The organism is Haemophilus parainfluenzae (assembly GCF_014931415.1).
GTDB lineage: Bacteria > Pseudomonadota > Gammaproteobacteria > Enterobacterales > Pasteurellaceae > Haemophilus_D > Haemophilus_D parainfluenzae_AF.
In genome coordinates this window covers 1,374,354-1,392,939 of the sequence record NZ_CP063121.1, presented here as the reverse complement: position 1 = coordinate 1,392,939, position 18,586 = coordinate 1,374,354, and the positions used below count along the sequence as shown (strand labels likewise).

General features: G+C 40.4%; 14 protein-coding genes and 1 tRNA gene. 4 read left to right on the top strand and 11 right to left on the bottom strand.

The annotated features are described in order from the left end of the window. Positions 1–2 precede the first annotated feature (2 nt). The 6 genes from INP93_RS06840 to INP93_RS06815 are packed head-to-tail and all read right to left on the bottom strand — an operon-like array spanning position 3 to position 7,288. Positions 3–1,541 (bottom strand): hydrogenase 4 subunit F, encoded by a 1,539-nt coding sequence (locus tag INP93_RS06840; protein WP_070583125.1) that lies wholly within the window; start codon positions 1,539–1,541, stop codon positions 3–5. A gap of 4 nt (positions 1,542–1,545) precedes the next feature. Then, positions 1,546–2,184, bottom strand: coding sequence for a hydrogenase 4 membrane subunit (gene hyfE, locus INP93_RS06835; RefSeq protein WP_005697594.1), 639 nt, complete (start codon positions 2,182–2,184; stop codon positions 1,546–1,548). A 15-nt stretch (positions 2,185–2,199) separates the two neighbouring features. Continuing rightward, complete coding sequence (locus tag INP93_RS06830; protein ID WP_197544489.1) at positions 2,200–3,645, bottom strand: hydrogenase 4 subunit D; 1,446 nt, start codon at positions 3,643–3,645, stop codon at positions 2,200–2,202. Between the two features lie 11 nt (positions 3,646–3,656). Continuing rightward, positions 3,657–4,619 carry a respiratory chain complex I subunit 1 family protein gene (locus INP93_RS06825; RefSeq protein WP_197544488.1) on the bottom strand — a complete coding sequence of 321 codons (963 nt, stop codon included), beginning with the start codon at positions 4,617–4,619 and terminating at the stop codon, positions 3,657–3,659. 10 nt (positions 4,620–4,629) lie between these two features. Further along, positions 4,630–6,651 (bottom strand): hydrogenase 4 subunit B, encoded by a 2,022-nt coding sequence (hyfB, locus tag INP93_RS06820; protein WP_197543185.1) that lies wholly within the window; start codon positions 6,649–6,651, stop codon positions 4,630–4,632. 37 nt (positions 6,652–6,688) lie between these two features. Further along, positions 6,689–7,288, bottom strand: a complete 600-nt coding sequence (locus tag INP93_RS06815) for a 4Fe-4S dicluster domain-containing protein (protein WP_049357467.1) — start codon at positions 7,286–7,288, stop codon at positions 6,689–6,691. Between the two features lie 343 nt (positions 7,289–7,631). On the opposite strand from INP93_RS06815, the gene hybG reads away from it, so the two are divergent. Together hybG and hypF are read left to right on the top strand one after the other, a co-directional pair. After that, complete coding sequence (gene hybG / locus INP93_RS06810; protein WP_005696275.1) at positions 7,632–7,907, top strand: hydrogenase maturation factor HybG; 276 nt, start codon at positions 7,632–7,634, stop codon at positions 7,905–7,907. Positions 7,908–7,920: 13 nt separating this feature from the next. Further along, on the top strand, positions 7,921–10,188 hold the full coding sequence (gene hypF / locus INP93_RS06805) for a carbamoyltransferase HypF (RefSeq protein ID WP_197543184.1): 2,268 nt from the start codon (positions 7,921–7,923) through the stop codon (positions 10,186–10,188). A gap of 78 nt (positions 10,189–10,266) precedes the next feature. Here the strand turns inward: hypF and INP93_RS06800 are convergent, their stop codons facing one another. Together INP93_RS06800 and aroG are read right to left on the bottom strand one after the other, a co-directional pair. After that, positions 10,267–11,184 (bottom strand): LysO family transporter, encoded by a 918-nt coding sequence (locus INP93_RS06800; protein ID WP_197543183.1) that lies wholly within the window; start codon positions 11,182–11,184, stop codon positions 10,267–10,269. 120 nt (positions 11,185–11,304) lie between these two features. Then, positions 11,305–12,396 carry a 3-deoxy-7-phosphoheptulonate synthase AroG gene (gene aroG, locus INP93_RS06795; protein ID WP_197544487.1) on the bottom strand — a complete coding sequence of 364 codons (1,092 nt, stop codon included), beginning with the start codon at positions 12,394–12,396 and terminating at the stop codon, positions 11,305–11,307. A gap of 414 nt (positions 12,397–12,810) precedes the next feature. On the opposite strand from aroG, the gene INP93_RS06790 reads away from it, so the two are divergent. Beyond that, positions 12,811–14,202 carry a DegQ family serine endoprotease gene (locus INP93_RS06790; protein ID WP_197544486.1) on the top strand — a complete coding sequence of 464 codons (1,392 nt, stop codon included), beginning with the start codon at positions 12,811–12,813 and terminating at the stop codon, positions 14,200–14,202. A gap of 38 nt (positions 14,203–14,240) precedes the next feature. On the opposite strand, the gene uvrB is transcribed toward INP93_RS06790, so the two are convergent. Beyond that, positions 14,241–16,277 carry an excinuclease ABC subunit UvrB gene (gene uvrB / locus INP93_RS06785; protein WP_197544485.1) on the bottom strand — a complete coding sequence of 679 codons (2,037 nt, stop codon included), beginning with the start codon at positions 16,275–16,277 and terminating at the stop codon, positions 14,241–14,243. A 399-nt stretch (positions 16,278–16,676) separates the two neighbouring features. Here uvrB and INP93_RS06780 point away from each other — a divergent pair. Further along, positions 16,677–16,752: transfer RNA gene (locus INP93_RS06780), tRNA-Asn, on the top strand. Positions 16,753–16,884: 132 nt separating this feature from the next. Here INP93_RS06780 and INP93_RS06775 read toward each other — a convergent pair. Both INP93_RS06775 and xthA read right to left on the bottom strand, forming a co-directional pair. Further along, positions 16,885–17,658 (bottom strand): TIGR01619 family protein, encoded by a 774-nt coding sequence (locus tag INP93_RS06775; RefSeq protein ID WP_049365825.1) that lies wholly within the window; start codon positions 17,656–17,658, stop codon positions 16,885–16,887. A 9-nt stretch (positions 17,659–17,667) separates the two neighbouring features. Continuing rightward, positions 17,668–18,471 carry an exodeoxyribonuclease III gene (gene xthA / locus INP93_RS06770; protein WP_178164097.1) on the bottom strand — a complete coding sequence of 268 codons (804 nt, stop codon included), beginning with the start codon at positions 18,469–18,471 and terminating at the stop codon, positions 17,668–17,670. Between the last annotated feature and the right edge of the window lie 115 nt (positions 18,472–18,586).

Sequence of the window (18,586 nt, the reverse complement as noted above, 5' to 3'; positions counted from 1 at the left end):
GATCATTGCGCTAAACTTTGCCAAGGTAAAACTAACATTTCACCAAAAGACACTTGTTCAGATCCGAGTACAATTCCGACCGCACTTTTTAATAACTGCAAAATTGGTTCGGCAATATGAATACCCATAATAAACATGAATAACAGTAAAATTGCCATCGCCACGAGTGAAACTTTGTTCACATCCCCCACTTCAACATTATTCGGTTGTTTGCCTAATACGGTTTTTAATACCATTAAAGACAATCCCGCTAACACGATAGTGAGTAAAATTAAACAGAACACCATTAACCAAGTTTTACCTGCGTAAATACCGGCAACAGCAATACTGAATTCACTGACGAACACGTTAAATGGTGGGATACCACCTAGTGCTAATGCACCACCGGCAAATAACACCGCCGTCATTGGTGCTACACGCCATAAACCACGTACTTGGTTCATATCACGGGTTTTATATTTTAATAATATGTTACCTGAAGCACAGAATAACAAGGTTTTCGCTAAACTATGGTTGATGGTATGTAATAAACCCGCAAATACACCGATTGGGCCACCTAAACCAAAGGCAAAGCTAATTAACCCCATGTTTTCAATACTGGAATATGCCAATAAACGTTTGATGTCGAATTGGACGATAATAAACAACGCCGCCACTAATACAGAGAGTAAACCAAATACCAACAATAAGGTTTGCGGGTATGTAGAACCAACTGCTTTAGAAACTAAGATGTAATAACGCAATACCACCAACATGGCACAATTCAATAATACAGCTGATAGAATCGCACTCACTGGACTTGGCGCCTCACTGTGTGCATCAGACAACCAAGTATGCATTGGAAATAGACCGCATTTAGTACCAAACCCAACCAAAATAAAGGCAAAAGCAAGATACATGAGCATTGGATTCAAACCAGCTGCCTGTTGATTGATTTCTGTCCAGAAAATAGCTTGGCTTGGATCAGCTAAAAGATTTGTTCCATTAGAGAACGTTAAAATCGTGCCATACAATCCAAACGCCACCCCAACTGAACAGATAATAATGTATTTCCATGCAGCCTCAAGAGAGGTTTTTTGTTTGTATGTGCCGACCAAGAATGCAGAACTTAATGTGGTTGCTTCAATGGCTGCCCACATCAAAATCACATTATTGGTGATCACAGAAATAATCATGGTGAAGAAAAACAAATGCAAAAAGCCGTAATAATTGCAGTATGTTTTAAAATCAAGATGCCCTTCACGATATTCCGTACCAATGTAGCCGATAGAATAAATACCGGCTAATGTTCCGACAATAGCGATGAGACCTAAGAAAATAGCAGATAGACTGTCGATGTAAACCCAGTTATTTAATGCACTGATTTCCCCCTGAGTTAGCACGCCATTAATAATTTGTAAGGCAAATGCTAACATCAAAATCAAACCTGTAACATGAAGTGCGGTACAAATTGTCCGTGCTTTTGTCACGCCACAAGCGAAACTGGCAAGTGATATTGCTAAAGGTGCGATTAATAACGCGATTATCCATTGTTCATACATAGCGTTACCCCTTCAAACTCATAAGTTGTTTTGCATCTAATGAATGGAATGTACGGTAAATTTTGTTTACCAACACCACCATTATGATGACGGCAAAGATAGCATCAGTGGCAATTCCGATTTCCACTAACTCAGGTGCTTTATTTGCCAATAAGGCTAATGTGAGATGAGAACCGTTTTCCATCAAACAATAACCGAATACTTGTTTTACGATATTGCGTTGGCTAACAATGCACACTAAACCTAATAAGAAGTGACTTAATGACACTGATAATGCCGGTTTAAGATGTGCAACCAATGGCAAATCGATTGGGACAACAACAAAGTAGCACAATGTGACTATCACTGCTGTGATCGGGATCAACCAAGCGACATTTATTCCAGCTGGAGTTTGACTTTCATCAACTTTTTTCATCGCATAGATTAAAATCGCTGGCACCAAAACCACTTTGGTAATAAATGCGCTAATTGACCACATATAAAGTTCATGGGCTTGCATTTCATTGGCAAGATAGACAAACAACAATACCAATACCAACGATTGCAAACTGTAAAATAACGCAGCTTTTTTGGCGGTTCGAACCATAATTACGCAAAGAGAGGTAATAATGAGTAAACACGCAAGTCCATTTATCATTAACATAGAGTCCTCCTTAACCTAACCCGCCAAACCTAGCCAATATGCAGCAATGAAGCTAGAGCATACAGACATTACCATGAGAATCACTAATACGATACTCATTGAAAACGTAATTGGTTGTGCTTCAGCAACTGCTTCTGATGGTTTACCGATGACACATTGTCCGAATTTATACAACAACCACACGAATGTCGCAGTTGATTCAACTAAAGCAAGTACCATTAACCAAGTAATCCAGCCATATTCATGACCTAATTCAAATCCGGCCGCAAATAATGGATATTTACTGAAGAATCCATTAAACGGCGGCACCCCGGCAATCGCTAATGCTGCAACACCAAATCCTGCACCGACCACTGGCATTGTACGCATAATACCTCGTAACAATGGCATTGAACGGGTTCCTGTCGCATAACTTAATGAACCAGCAACCAAGAAGAATAAGCTTTTCGCGAAAGCATGGTTGAAGATGTAGCTAATCGCTGCCACAAAGGCCAATTTAGAGCCTAATGCAGCAAGAGAAATCCCAATGAAAATATAAGAAAGTTGGGTAATGGTTGAATATGCCAATAAACGTTTTAAGTCAGTTTGTGGCAAGTACATCAAGAAGCCGTAAATTAAGGTAATCATCGCCATGATGATGCCGACTTCACCCACAATATGTGGAATCTCACCAGCAGACATAACAGAACGAGCGAAGATATACACCCCAACTTTAACCATTGATGCGGCGTGCAAATACGCACTCACCGGTGTTGGTGCTTCCATCGCATTCGGCAACCAAATTTGCATTGGTAATTGTGCTGATTTACCCCACGCAGCAAACATCACACCGAATAACACGATGGTTTTCGCACTCGGGTCTAAATGCTCTAATGCAGTGATAGAGAAAGTACCTGATTGGCTGAATAAATAGGCTGCGGCAATATATAACCCAATTGCCCCCACGTGGGTGATAATCAAGGCTTTCATTGCGGCTGCTTGAGCTTTTGGTGTTTGGTAATAACTGATTAATGCCCAAGAACATCCCCCAGTAATTTCGAAGAACAATAATTGTCCTGCTAAAGTTGAGGAATAGACTAAGCCAGACATGGCACCGATAAAAATAAGCAAGAATGCATAAAAACGTGGTAACCCATTATGTGGGTGTTCACGGTTTTTATCGGTTAAGTAACCACAAGAATATAAGCAGATTAAGAAACCTAAGGCCACAACGGCAAAGGCAATTAATGTACTGACTGCATCAAGCGTTACACCAAAGATCGCGGTTTTATCAAAAGCGACGATGTCATAAGTAACGCTTTGATGACCATCGGCAAACCATTGTCCTGCGACTAACAAGGTTCCCAGCGTAGCAAGCGCAGCAAATACTGTGGCAATTTGAGCAAAATGTTTTTTGTTCAAACCAACAATAAACGCCCCTACGAAAGGTAAAATGATTGTAATCAGAGCTAAACGTTCCATATTTGTCCTCCTTACAACCCAGTGAAGTAAAATACAAACGCCAACACAGAAATGCCGAAGCCGACCACGGTTAAACGTCCTGTTAACATAAAGCGGGTACGAGAAAGTGTGTTTTCAAAGACACAAGCCAATACGAACACCACTAATAATTTCACAAAGAATAAAATGCCACCTAAAATGACCGCACTTAAGCTCATCTCTGTCGGGATACCGAAAGGAAGCAACACGCTCACAAAGATAGATGCCACAACCATAGATTTTAAACTTAAGCCGATTTTTAATAAGGCGAGTGCTGGACCAGAATATTCAGTCAATGGACCTTCTTGTAATTCTTGTTCTGCTTCTGCCAAGTCGAATGGAATTTTACCCATTTCAATAAACACGGCGAAGAATGCTGCAGCGATAGCAATCACTGTCGCAATTGGATATTGCCAAGTATTATCGGAAAGAGCATTACTGATAACCGCAAAATTGGTTGAACCAGCAATTAAAGCAATCACAAGGAATGCCAACATGAGAATTGGTTCTACCAAGACACCTAATGTGACTTCACGACTTGCCCCTAAACTTGAGAATGTGCTGTTTGAATCCAAACCTGCAATTGAAAAGAAGAAACGGAACAAGGCGAATAGGTAAATCACGGTGATTAAATCACTGCCTGCGCCAAACGGTGCAACACGGGTAAATAAAGGCAAGCTCATGGCGACTACCATCACCGTGCTGATTAGCACATAAGGCATCACTTTAGAAACCCAACCCGCATTGTCAGGCCAAATGTTTTGACGTTTCATTAATTTCGCAATATCGCGGTAATCTTGTAACACACCCGGACCGCGACGAGATTGAATTCGTGCTCGGATCATACGTGAAATACCGGAAAATAACGGTGCAAGGGCAAGCAAAATCAAGGCTTGCACGATGGCAAAAACAAACATTCCGGCAGATGTTGCAATTTCTGAAGGTAACGTAATCATCTTCAACCTCCTACATCAACGCAATGGAAAGTAGTATTGCCACCAAGGCAATCACGAAGTACACGCAGTACACACGGAAGTCACCTTGTTGCAACCATTGGATTTTTGTTCCTAACCACGGAATAAAACGAGCGATAGGCATCGTCATTTTTTCTTCCCAGAAAGGTTCAGCTTTTGTTGCGCCTTTAATTACCGCTTGGATGCCTTTATCACCTAAAGGTGCAGGATCCAACACTTCACGCAAGGTATAAAGCGATTTGAAAATCGTACGTAACGGACGAGTGAAACTACCCGCTGAGGCAGCCATATCTTGTTCATAAGCATAACCACAAGCCCATGGATTGCCTTTTGCACGATCGGATAAACGTTGATTTTTGGTGAATGCATAGAAACTAAATGGCAAGAAGAAAAATGCCAATAACATGATAGTCACCATTGGTGTTGAAAGTGCAGTATGCGGTTCAGCTTGTGCAACCACTACGCCATTTTGAGCCAACATGAGCGGTTCGCTATGAGCAAGTGCGGTCGAAATTTTCGCAATTATTGGGGTCACTACTGATGCTCCCACACCTAACAACACACAGCATAACGCTAACACAGCCATCGCAATCACCATTGGTTTTGGTACTTCGCGTGCATTAGCTGCTTTTTCACTACGTGGTGCACCACCGAAGCTGATACCGTACACTTTCACGAAACAAAGTGCCGCTAACGCACCAGTCAATGCCAACATAATGATGGCGATAGGACCGGCAAGTTTTAAGACGAAATCATCACTTTGGCTTAAGGTGAATAAAGATTGATAAGTAAACCATTCACTGACAAAACCATTAAACGGTGGCAATGCAGAAATCGCCATGGTACCGATTAAGAAACAGAATGCAGTGTAAGGCATAAGTTTGCCTAAGCCGCCCATTAAGTCCATGTCTTTAGTATGCAAACGATACATCACAGAACCCGCACCTAAGAATAACAAGCCTTTGAACACGGCATGGTTAAGTAAGTGATATAACCCACCAAGCAAGCCCACAGTAGCCAATACGGGATGATGTGTCGCGATACCAATCATACCGACGCCCACACCCATCATAATGATGCCGATATTTTCTACTGTGTGATAAGCCAAGAGTTTTTTGATGTCATGTTCTGCCAAGGCATAAAGTACGCCAAGCACGGAAGACACCGCACCAAAGGCAAGTACAATAACGCCATACCAAACATTAGTAGAACCGAGAAGATCCACACCAACTTTGATGATCCCGAAGATACCGATTTTAACCATCACACCAGACATCATTGCGGATGCATGAGAAGGTGCAGCCGGGTGAGCTTTCGGTAACCAACTGTGTAATGGAATCATACCTGCTTTTGCGCCAAAACCTAAAAATGCCAAAATAAAGGCAGTAAAGGCAAGCGGTGCCGGCAAAGTGGTTTGACGGAATGCACTAAATTCAAAACTACCGGCATAGCAGTAGAAAATGAAGAAGGCGATCATAATTAATACCGAACCGGCATGCGCAATAAAGAAATAAAGCAAGCCTGCATTTACGGCATTGTCATCTTGTTCGGTAAGGACTAAGAAATAAGATGCCAATGACATCATTTCAAAGAATACAAGGAAGTAGAATGCATTATCGCTGGTAACTAACGCAACCATGGAAGCGATAAATAAATTCATAAAGAAGCCCATGGAACCTGCGCCTTTACCTTTGTATTCTTTTACATAAGAGAAAGAATAAAGTGCGGTCACAATAACTAATAAAGAAATGACACACACCATAAACGCAGCCAATCCGTCAATACGGATGGAGAACGTGGCAAATTCAAATGGGGTTTTGAAAACATCAACGACTGTGTCGCTGCTGATCAGAACGGGGATGCAGGCAACAATACCTAACACTCCAGCAAGTACACCGGTCACGCCGGATATATTGATTGAAAGTTGTTCGTTTCGTCTCACTGCGAGCGAAATAAACGCACCTACGACATAAATCAACAGGGTCGTGATGAGTAAATTGATAGGTAAACTCATAATATCACTCCATTGATTACAAGTTAAAACACACTAATTATCTTGGGATAGCAGGCGAAGAAACCATTGCCATTTCACGTTTTCTTTCGTTAGCCTGTTTGATACTCTCATCACTAATAATAAATAACGTTTTGGTCGGACAGGTTTGTACACAAGCCGGACCATCTTCACGGAAATAGCAAAGATCGCATTTCACAGCAATGGCTTTTACGCCTGGTTGCCATGCCAGCATATTGTGTAAATCCGTATTATCTGGTGCAGTACGAATATCTCGTTTTACCGCATCAGTGAAAGAGAATCCCTCATAATAGGTTGGTGCGTCAATCGGTGCAGAACCATGTTGGGTAATTGCACCGAATGGGCAAGCAATACCACAAAGTTTACAACCGATACAGAGACTTTCGTTAAGTTGAATAGTGTCATCAATATGTGTAATCGCATGTACAGGACATACGGTAGCACATGGTGAATCATCACAATGACGACAGAGAATTGGCACGGTTACATCATCATTACGCATGACTTGTAAACGTGGAAAAGATTGTAATCCGAAAGCTTTATGCACTTCGCTACAAGCGGCCATACAGGTGTTGCATCCAATGCAATCCTTCGGATCACCGATTACAAAACGATTCATACATTCCCCTCCTTGTATGTAAATAACGTTTCTACAATAACCACTCTAGAAGTAAGGATACTCCTGTCGAAAAGTAAAGCTCAAGAAGTAATTCGAAAATTTGTGATTAAGATCAAAAGATTTCCATTGTTTTTCTATTACTGTGATGTCCCTGTTAAATAACGGTGAAACATAATAATTTTATGTTAAAAATGTGAACAAATTTTCAACAAATGAACATCACCCTATTTGAAATATCGCTATACAAATTTAAATGGTTACGTGATAAAATTTCTTTTCGCAGTATGTTTATTGCCTCACAATAAACAATTCATCTCATAAACATTCTAACTAAGGACAGATTATGTGTTTAGGTATTCCGGGACAGATCATTCAAGTAGCTGACAGCGCATTACAGCTTGCTGTAGTCGATGTCTGCGGAGTAAAAAGAGAAGTTAATATTTCATTAATTTGTCAGGATGACCCAAAACCTCTAGTTGGCAAATGGGTTCTCGTACATGTGGGTTTTGCCATGACAATTATTGATGAAGAAGAAGCCAAACAGACTCAAGAAGCCTTAATTGCCATGAGCCAGCTAGAACACGAAGTCGGCGATTTTCTTGGTCTCAATCAAAAATAAACAGGATTGCGTTATGCAAGGGATCGAATTACGCATAAAAGGAAAAGTTCAGGGCGTGGGATTTCGCCCTTTTGTCTGGCTTCTGGCAAATCAATATGGATTAAATGGAGATGTCAATAATGATGGACAAGGCGTGTTAATTCGTTTTGTCTCTCCACCAGCAAATGCACTTGAGCAATTTTTATCCGACCTACAAAATAAACTCCCACCTCTAGCGCAAATTACTGACATTACTCAGCGCACCATAGATTGGCCTGAAGCAGCCACAGTAACAAGCTTTACTATCCGGGAAAGCGAAAACAATCAAATGGACACGCAAATTATTCCCGATGCAGCAACCTGTCCACATTGTTTAGCTGACTTATTCGATCCCAACAATCGACGTTATCACTACCCCTTTACCAATTGTACCCATTGCGGTCCTCGTTTTACCATCATCAAGGCAATTCCTTACGACCGAAAAAACACGGCGATGTCTGTTTTTCCGCTTTGTCCACAATGTGAAAAAGAATATAAAGATCCCGCTGATCGTCGTTTTCATGCTCAACCTAATGCTTGTTCAGTCTGTGGACCCCATATCTGGTTACAAGATCGAGAACAAACCCTTGCTACTCATGAAACCGCGCTAAAACAGACCGCACTTTTATTGCAACAAGGTCACATCGTCGCGGTTAAAGGCTTAGGCGGTTTTCATCTGGCCTGTGATGCGAATAATCAAGAGACGGTTGATTTATTACGTCAACGGAAACATCGTCCCACAAAACCATTAGCCATTATGGTGCCTGATCTGCAGTTTTTACAGGATTTGAGTTCTCAAGAAACAGAATTGCTAACCAGCAGTGCAGCTCCGATTGTACTGCTAGCAAAACATAAAGTACCCAATATTGCTGATAATATTGCGCCTAACTTGCAAGAAATCGGCGTCATGCTTCCAAGTAATCCACTACAACATTTGTTGTTACGTGCGGTTAATCGTCCGCTAGTCATGACCTCTGCTAACGCAAGCGGTCAACCTCCTGTATTGAAAAATGAACATGCTGTGGAAGAATTAGCTGACTTGGCTGATTTTTATCTTTGCCACAATCGCGATATTTTACAACGCGCCGATGATAGCCTTGTTCGTGTTGCCTTCGATGGATTAGAAACGCTACGTCGTGCTCGTGGCTACGTGCCAGATGAAATACCACTTGAAACACAAAGCACAAAAAATGTGTTGGCGTTGGGTTCTGATCTGAAAAATACATTCTGCTTACTACGTCACAATAAAGCCGTACTAAGCCAACATATTGGTGATACAGCAAACGAGCAAGTGCGGTCACAATTAAGTGAAAACCTTGCATTATTTCAGCAGATTTACCAATTTAAACCAGACATCATCACGGTGGATGCTCACCCTGGCTATTTTTCATCTTCTATTGGGAAACAACTTGCTGAACAGCAACAAATCACACCAATCGAAGTACTTCATCATCATGCTCATATTGTCAGCGTAATGGCCGAACACCATTGCGATGAACCTGTAATCGGTCTTGCACTTGACGGTATCGGCATGGGTGAAAATAGACAACTTTGGGGGGGCGAATGTCTACTCGTTGACTATCAACATAGTCAATATTTAGGTGGTCTGCCTGCTGTGGCTCTGCCAGGAGGCGATCTTGCAGCTAAACAACCTTGGCGCAACTGGCTGGCTCACCTGCATCAATTTGTGCCACAATGGCAAGAAATTCTCACCCAAACCTGTACAGAACCGAATTGGCAAATATTAGTCAATGCCATTGAACGTGGACTCAATTGCCCACCTATATCATCTGCGGGTCGTTTATTTGATGCCGTAGCTTATGCTCTCGGTATTGCACCAACCATTGTTTCTTGGGAGGGCGAAGCTGCCTGCCATTTAGAAGCACTAGCAAATACCTCATCTTTGGCGACACAAGCACAAAATGAGGTCAATATTCCAGTAAAAATGCCACTTATCGGCAATAAAGTGGATTTGGCTTATTTCTGGCAAAGTTGGTTAAATTACCATGCCCCTGTTGAAGATAAAGCCTTCGCCTTTCACTATGCTCTCGCTCAAGGTTTTGCTGAACTTGCAACAAGCCAAGCTCGCGAACATCAATGTCGTACTATCGTGCTATCTGGCGGCGTGATGCATAACCAACTACTACGACGATTATTAAAAGAAAATCTGAGCGAATTCCATGTACTAAGTGCGCATAAACTACCAATGGGTGATGGCGGACTCAGTTTAGGTCAGGCAGTTATTGCCATGCATAGAAACTGATAATCTCTAATATTAAATATAAGAAAAAGAGTTAATCGAAAAGTAACGATTAACTCTTTTGTTTTTTGTATTTCTTTTTTATAGCGGAATACTGGAAAAGAAAACCAATAGTAACGGTGGCAGAATATTCGTTACAAAACCAAATGAAATCGCAATTGGCGTGACTTCAATACCTCCCGCTTTTTGAATAATTGGCAAAGTGCAATCTATTGCTGTCGCACCTGTAATCCCAATTGCAGTCGAACGGAAATGACGCATAAATAATGGGATGACAAATAAACTGACAATTTCACGGGATAAGTCATTAAAAAAGGCAATACTGCCCTGTACAGGTCCCCATGCATTGGTCAATACTACACTGGATAACGAATACCACCCCATTCCAGAGGCAAACGCCAGTCCTTGCGTAATTGGCATCGCTAAAACGAAAGCAGCAATGATACCGCCTAGTAATGAAGTAAAAGTAAACACCATCCCCGTTTGGAAACCTCGTTTATTGAACAGAGCTTCTTTCAAGGAAATGCCGTTATTTCTTAACTGAATCCCCACAAAGAAAATCAGTACGATCAATACATACAGATTAATTCCAGTAGGCAACATGAGATAGGATTTGAATAAGAAACCACAAAGGGTGCCGATCACCACTGTGCCGGAAAGTTTGAGCGAGTCAATTAAGGAGTGCCAGCGAGAATCAATTTTACCTCGTGATTTAAGTGGCTCAGCTGGGTTGAAGCGGTCATAAAGCATCAAGCCAATCATATTGGATCCCAAAATGATCGCCGATAGCGTCACCGCAGTTGTGCCAATAATCGGCAGTTTATGCTCTAAATCATCTAACTGACCAAGTAAATAGCCCATTAAGAAAAGAATAATGTAAAGCAAAAACATCACGATATGATTTATTTTTGCAATATAGGATTTATTATTGACCTTTAATAAATAGCCTAACACCATCGGTATTAAGACAATTAATAAGCCATTTATCATATCCTGCATCGTACATCTCCTTTCTTATTCCATTGAAGCTAGCATACCCCTTTTCTCCCCTTTTTTCAAAGCGCATAAAAAAGTGCGGTCAAAATTGACCGCACTTATAATCATCTAAAATAAAACTGATTAGCCATTTACTTTACGACGTGCTAACACCGCATCAGATAACTGTTTTAACACGATTTCTGTATCTTCCCAACCGATGCAAGCATCAGTGATACTTTGTCCGTAAGTCTGCGCTTTACCATCGACTAAATCTTGACGACCTTCAACAATATGACTTTCTACCATAACACCAAAGATCTGTTTTGAACCACCTGCAATTTGTCGGCAAACATCTTCACAAACTTCCATTTGTTTTTTGAATTGTTTGCTACTATTTGCATGGCTGAAATCAACCATGACATGTGGAATACGACCTGATTTTTCGATCTCTGCACAAACTTTTGCAACGTCTTCTGCTTTATAGTTAGGACCTTTATCCCCACCACGTAAAATGATGTGGCAGTCTTCATTTCCTTTTGTTGAAACAATGGCAGAATGACCAAATTTTGTCACAGACAAGAAGTAATGCGAAGCTTCTGCCGCCCCCATTGCATCTAAGGCGACTTTCACACCACCATTTGTGCCATTTTTAAAGCCTACTGCACAAGATAAACCTGAAGCCAGCTCACGGTGAACTTGAGATTCCGTTGTTCTCGCACCAATTGCGCCCCAGCTCATGAAATCAGCCACATATTGTGGTGTGATCATATCTAAGAACTCACCTGCTGATGGTACGCCTAAGTTGTTAATATCGGATAATAATTTACGTGCAATACGCAAACCATCATTTAAACGATATGTATCATTTAAATAAGGATCGTTAATTAAACCTTTCCAACCTACTGTTGTACGCGGTTTTTCAAAGTAAACGCGCATTACTACTTCAAGTGTATCTTTATATTTATCACGTAATACTTTTAAACGTTTTGCGTAATCTAATGCGGCTTTAGGATCATGAATAGAACAAGGACCAATTACCACAAGTAAACGGTCATCTTTTCCATGAATAATATTGTGTGCGTGTAGGCGGGTTTTATGAACTAAATCAGCCGCCTCTTGACTTGCTGGAAATTTTTCTAATAAGGCAATTGGGGGCAATACCTGATCGACTTTTTCAATTCGGGTATCATCATTTGCAACTTTTACTTCGATTTCTTCTTTCTTCGTCGCCATATGTCACTCTCTAAATCTTAAATGTTGTGCTTAAATCTAATGGCGTTACTCTACACCTATTTTTTGTACTAGTAAACTAGTTCACTTGAATTCTTACACAATTATTATGTAATTGCGTAAAATTTGTACTACCAAAGCAGTAAAACAGGGCGTTATTAAACTATATTTCCGCCTTGGCTGGCAAGGTTTTTGACGTAAAAATAGGTTGTACCAGCCCTATTTAAACAGAATGATTCTTTTATCCTTCAAATTAACAAAGAGGTTTAGATAAATGCGGGCAAAAAACACAATTTCAATTTCAACTGCACTTTTAAAAAATATTTTTTCAATGCCCTTGTTTTTACTGAACATTCCCCTCATTTTTTTGTCTGATTGAATACTTATTCAGTCATTTATTTTTACTTGGAGAACTCTATGAAGAAAAGAAATTTTGTATTAACCGGTATAGCATTAGGTTTAAGTGTGTTTGGTACCTCTTTATCCGTTCAAGCGGCTATTCCAAATGAAATCGTAGAACAAGGTAGCCTAGCGCCAATGTTAGAAAAAGCGCAAGCAGCAGTTGTGACTCTTTCAGTTGAAGGCAAAGCAAAAGCAAACAGCCGTTCAGCATTACCTGATGATATTCCAGAAGAATTTAAATTTTTCTTTGGTGATCAATTTGGTGAACAATTTGGTGGAGACCGTGGCTCATCACGCAACTTCCGTGGTTTAGGTTCTGGCGTGATCATCAATGCAGATAAAGGCTATGTTTTAACTAACAATCACGTGGTAGATGGTGCGGATAAAATCACCGTAAAATTGCAAGACGGACGTGAGTTCAAAGCAAAACTCGTTGGAAAAGATGAACAATCTGATATCGCTTTAGTACAAATCGAAAAACCAACAAACCTCACCGCAATCAAAATGGCTGATTCCGATAAATTACGTGTAGGTGATTTTACCGTTGCTATCGGTAACCCATTTGGTTTAGGTCAAACCGTAACCTCTGGTATTGTTTCAGCACTTGGTCGTTCTACTGGTTCAGATAGCGGCGCTTATGAAAACTATATTCAAACCGATGCTGCGGTAAACCGTGGTAACTCTGGTGGTGCATTATTGAATTTACAAGGTGAATTAATTGGTATTAATACCGCGATTATTTCTCCAAGTGGCGGTAACGCCGGGATTGCCTTTGCAATTCCAAGCAACCAAGCAAACAATCTCGTTCAACAAATCTTAGAATTTGGTGAGGTACGCCGTGGTTTACTCGGTATTAAAGGTGGCGAATTAAATGCAGATTTAGCGAAAGCCTTTAATGTCAGTGCGCAACAAGGTGCATTTGTGAGTGAAGTCATTCCAAATTCTGCCGCCGAAAAAGCAGGCTTAAAAGCGGGTGATGTGATTACCGCAATGAATGGTCAAAAAATCTCAAGTTTCGCCGAAATGCGTGCAAAAATTGCGACCTCTGGTGCGGGTAAAGAAATTGAACTCACTTACTTACGTGATGGCAAAACTGACAACGTAAAAGTGACTTTACAAGCAGATGATGGTTCTCAAACTGCAAGCAAAACTGAGCTTCCTGCATTAGATGGTGCAACCTTAAACAACTATGATGCAAAAGGTGTTAAAGGTGTAGAAATTAGTAAAGTACAGCCAAATTCAATGGCGGCACAACGCGGTTTAAAATCGGGTGATATCATCATCGGCATCAACCGTCAGCCAATTGAAAGTACGCAAGATTTACGTAAAGCGCTAGATGAAAAACCATCTGCTGTTGCACTCAATATCTTACGTGGTAAAAACAACTTCTACTTATTGGTGCAATAAAATGAAAAAAGAGCGGTCAATTTGACCGCTCTTTTTCTTTATTCCGATATCATAAACTGCTCTCTCAATTGATGAAGCTGATCGCGTACTGCGGCGGCTTTTTCAAATTCGAGATCTTGAGCAAATTTATACATTTGTTGTTCCAATTTCTTAATTTGTTGTTGGAATTCTTTGGCTGATTTAGGTGCATTATAAAGTGCGGTCGGCTCAGCTGCCGTTTTTCCACGCTGTTTCGATTTTGCTTTTTGATTTGCACCTTGACCAATATCTAACAACTCGCCGACTTTCTTATTCAATGCCTGTGGAACAATACAGTGCTCTTCATTGTATTTCATTTGTTTTTCACGACGGCGATTGGTTTCGGTAATGGCTTTTTCCATAGATTTAGTGATGCTATCAGCATACAAAATCGCTTTACCATTCAAGTTTCTAGCTGCACGACCGATGGTTTGAATTAAGGAACGCTCAGAACGCAAGAAACCTTCTTTATCGGCATCTAAAATCGCCACAAGAGAAACTTCTGGAATATCCAAGCCCTCACGTAACAAGTTGATACCAACCAATACATCAAATTCACCTAAACGTAAATCACGAATAATCTCTACACGCTCAACCGTATCAATATCTGAGTGCAGATAACGTACACGAATGCCATGTTCATCTAAGTAATCCGTTAAATCTTCCGCCATTTTCTTCGTCAACGTAGTCACTAAAACACGCTCATTTTTGTCCGCTCTTTGACGTGCTTCAGACAGCAAATCATCCACTTGAATGGACACTGGACGAATTTCAATTTGCGGATCAAGTAAGCCTGTTGGACGCACAACCTGATCAACTATTTCACTACCCGATTTTTCTAACTCATAAGGGCCTGGTGTTGCAGAAACGTAAATCGTCTGCGGCGCTAAATGCTCAAACTCTTCAAAGCGTAATGGACGGTTATCCAATGCTGAAGGCAAACGGAAACCATATTCCACCAAGGTTTCTTTACGAGAACGGTCACCACGATACATTCCACCAATTTGCGGCACGGTCACGTGTGATTCATCAATAATCAAAATCGCATCAGACGGCATATAATCAAATAATGTCGGAGGCGGCTCCCCCTCATTTCTGCCAGAAAGATAGCGTGAATAGTTTTCGATTCCTGAGCAATAGCCAAGCTCATTCATCATCTCAATGTCAAATTGCGTACGTTGGGTTATGCGCTGTTCTTCCAGCAATTTATGTTCCTTGATGAAATATTCACGGCGTTGCACAAGTTCCGCTTTGATTTTTTCAATAGCATCTAAAATACGCTCTCTTGGCGTCACATAGTGGGTTTTCGGATACACCGTAAAACGCGGAACAGCACCAAAACTTGTGCCAGTTAAAGGATCAAATAAGCTTAGGCGTTCAATTTCATCATCAAATAATTCAATTCGTACCGCTCGATCGTCAGATTCTGCAGGAAAAATATCAATCACCTCACCGCGCACCCGGAATGTACCGCGCTGAAAGGCTTGATCATTTCTTGTGTATTGTAATTCCGCCAACTTCGCTAAAATCTGACGTTGATCGATAATGGCCCCTTGCTGTAAATGCAACATCATCTGCAAATAGCTATCTGGATCACCCAAACCATAAATCGCGGATACAGACGCCACTACAATAGTATCTCGACGCTCTAAGAACGACTTCGTAGCCGAAAGACGCATCTGTTCAATCTGATCATTAATAGAAGCATCTTTCTCGATAAAGGTATCACTACTCGGTACATAAGCTTCCGGCTGATAATAATCATAGTATGAAACGAAATATTCCACTGCGTTTTCAGGAAAGAACGCTTTCATTTCCGCATAAAGCTGAGCGGCAAGGGTTTTATTTGGGGCAAGTAACATCGCCGGGCGGTTTAATGTCGCTATGACATTTGCAATAGTAAATGTTTTGCCTGACCCCGTTACCCCTAGAAGGGTTTGATGGGCCAAACCATCCTCTAAATTTTCGACTAATTTTTCGATTGCTTGGGGTTGATCACCGGAAGGTTTAAAATCAGAATGAAGGATAAAAGGCTTAGTATTAATTTTCTCTGCCATAAGTGTGGTCAATTTTTTACTGTTTTAGAAGTGTGGCTATTTTAGCACATTTATTACTCCAAATTGAGCGATAAAAATCCAAGTTTTACACACACTTAGGCGTGTCAAGTCTTAAACACTTCAAAATTGAAAAATATTTTATTTTTTTTGCTGGACTTTATATAACATATTGATATTTAAATAAATATCAACGAATGGCTAATAGATGAACAATTTGAGACAAAGCCAGTCTGCACCAGTGGTTGACCATTTTAAACAAAAACAATCCACAAAGTTATCCACAGGCTTTGTGGATAGCAAAAATGGTAAATTTTTTTGTCATTTTTTTCATTTTGAGTATTGACAAGCAACAGGTCGCTCATTAAAATGCGCGCCTATTCTTTGTGATACCAAATTTATTCCTCCTTAGTTCAGTCGGTAGAACGGTGGACTGTTAATCCATATGTCGCAGGTTCGAGTCCCGCAGGAGGAGCCAAATTTCTCTTTTGGTTTAGCTTTCGTTTGTCTCCTTTTACGAATCCTAAATTTGTAGCCAAAAGAATTTAAGCCCATCGTGTTGATGGGCTTTATTTTTATCTAATCAATGCTTATTTGATGAATTATCAGGCTAATTTAATGATGAGCGGTCATCCATTAAGTTATCACATTCCCAGCCAATATAGTCGCCTGAAAACTCCATAGCTAATTTTTCAAAGCGCTCTACCCACTCGAAGATCTCATTACTGTCTAATGAAAGCTCTTGCTCCAATTTCACCATGAAATAAGGCTGTTCATCTTCTTCCGTCTGGATGGCTTGGCTTGAATATTTCAACGTACTAAAAGACACTTTTCCAAGCGTTAGTTCATCCATAAAGGGAAACATTTTTTCTTCTTCATCAAAATGGAATGTATGCTCAATCAAATAAGTATCACTTAAATTACGCCCTTTGCTATTCAGCATGCTCAAAATCTCTTCCGTCGCATTTAATTTCATTTCTAATGGAGAAGCCAATAAGAAATCGAAATAGGTATCCCAATTGGGATCATCCTGCACATTGATTTCTGAGACAAAATCAAGCTGTTGAAGCGTTTCTTTAAGCAAAGCATCGTGTTCACAATAGAAATGCATTTTTGCCTGATGGTTGCAAATAAAATGCCCTGCAAAGAATACATTTGGAAGTGCAGTCAATTGTGCAAGAATTTTAAAAAGACGATTAATCAATTTTTCATATTCGTCTTCATTCGGCAAACCATCCTCATCTCCCTGATAAGGCACGGTAAATTGCACAACCTTACTGAGATGTTTACCATGATAAACATCTAAATCTTCAATATTTGCGGTAAACACGGCAGGCATACCATTCACTTGTGAACGGTAATTCTGCCAATTTGCCATATCCATGCTGCTTTCCTACTTAAACTCTGCCCAGATTGGTGCGTGATCGGACGGTTTTTCCATCGCACGAATATCCAATGCAATGCCGACGTCCACGCAACGCTCTGCTAATTGATGATTCACTAAAATATGATCGATACGTAATCCACGGTTATCATCAAAACCTTTCGAGCGATAATCAAACCACGAGAATTTATCATTGACTGTTGGGTTTAATTTACGGAACGTATCTTCCAATCCATAATCGTATAAGCGTTGATACCATTCACGCTCTTCGGGTAAGAATGAACATTTACCAGTACGCAACCAACGTTTGCGGTTTTCATCGCCGATACCAATATCTAAATCGCTTGGGCTGATATTCATATCACCCATAATTAAAACCGGATTGGCTTTATCGTGATCTTGTTCTAAATAACGTTGAAGATCCGCATAAAATTTTTCTTTTGCCGGGAACTTGGTTTCATGTGCACGGCTTTCGCCTTGTGGAAAATAGCCATTAATTACCGTTAACAAACCAAATGGGGTTTCTAAATCTGCCATAATAATGCGTTTTTGCGCATCTTCATTATCGGTTGGAAAACCACGACGTACCGCTTTTGGTTCTTGTTTAGTTAATAAGGCTACACCATAGTGGCCTTTTTGCCCGTGATGAAAAACGTGATAACCCAGATTTTCAGTAATTGTATAAGGAAAGTCCTCATCTGCTACTTTGATTTCTTGTAAACCAATCACATCCGGTTGGTATTTTTCAATAATTGCTTCAAGTTGATGAGGACGAGCACGTAAGCCATTAATATTAAAAGAGATAAATTTCATTTTTGTTCCTAATGTGAAAAATTGGATCTATTATACAAAATAATTGAAATCTTAACCGCACTTTTCCTTTGTAATGGAAGAAGTTACGCCTATTAATGTGATTACTCTTCAGTTG

Coding starts and splice junctions, on each gene's coding strand:
- INP93_RS06840 (WP_070583125.1), bottom strand. CDS start 1,541: ATGTATGAACAATGGATAATCGCGTTATTAATCGCACCTTTAGCAATA.
- hyfE (WP_005697594.1), bottom strand. CDS start 2,184: ATGTTAATGATAAATGGACTTGCGTGTTTACTCATTATTACCTCTCTT.
- INP93_RS06830 (WP_197544489.1), bottom strand. CDS start 3,645: ATGGAACGTTTAGCTCTGATTACAATCATTTTACCTTTCGTAGGGGCG.
- INP93_RS06825 (WP_197544488.1), bottom strand. CDS start 4,619: ATGATTACGTTACCTTCAGAAATTGCAACATCTGCCGGAATGTTTGTT.
- hyfB (WP_197543185.1), bottom strand. CDS start 6,651: ATGAGTTTACCTATCAATTTACTCATCACGACCCTGTTGATTTATGTC.
- INP93_RS06815 (WP_049357467.1), bottom strand. CDS start 7,288: ATGAATCGTTTTGTAATCGGTGATCCGAAGGATTGCATTGGATGCAAC.
- hybG (WP_005696275.1), top strand. CDS start 7,632: ATGTGTTTAGGTATTCCGGGACAGATCATTCAAGTAGCTGACAGCGCA.
- hypF (WP_197543184.1), top strand. CDS start 7,921: ATGCAAGGGATCGAATTACGCATAAAAGGAAAAGTTCAGGGCGTGGGA.
- INP93_RS06800 (WP_197543183.1), bottom strand. CDS start 11,184: ATGCAGGATATGATAAATGGCTTATTAATTGTCTTAATACCGATGGTG.
- aroG (WP_197544487.1), bottom strand. CDS start 12,396: ATGGCGACGAAGAAAGAAGAAATCGAAGTAAAAGTTGCAAATGATGAT.
- INP93_RS06790 (WP_197544486.1), top strand. CDS start 12,811: ATGAAGAAAAGAAATTTTGTATTAACCGGTATAGCATTAGGTTTAAGT.
- uvrB (WP_197544485.1), bottom strand. CDS start 16,277: ATGGCAGAGAAAATTAATACTAAGCCTTTTATCCTTCATTCTGATTTT.
- INP93_RS06775 (WP_049365825.1), bottom strand. CDS start 17,658: ATGGATATGGCAAATTGGCAGAATTACCGTTCACAAGTGAATGGTATG.
- xthA (WP_178164097.1), bottom strand. CDS start 18,471: ATGAAATTTATCTCTTTTAATATTAATGGCTTACGTGCTCGTCCTCAT.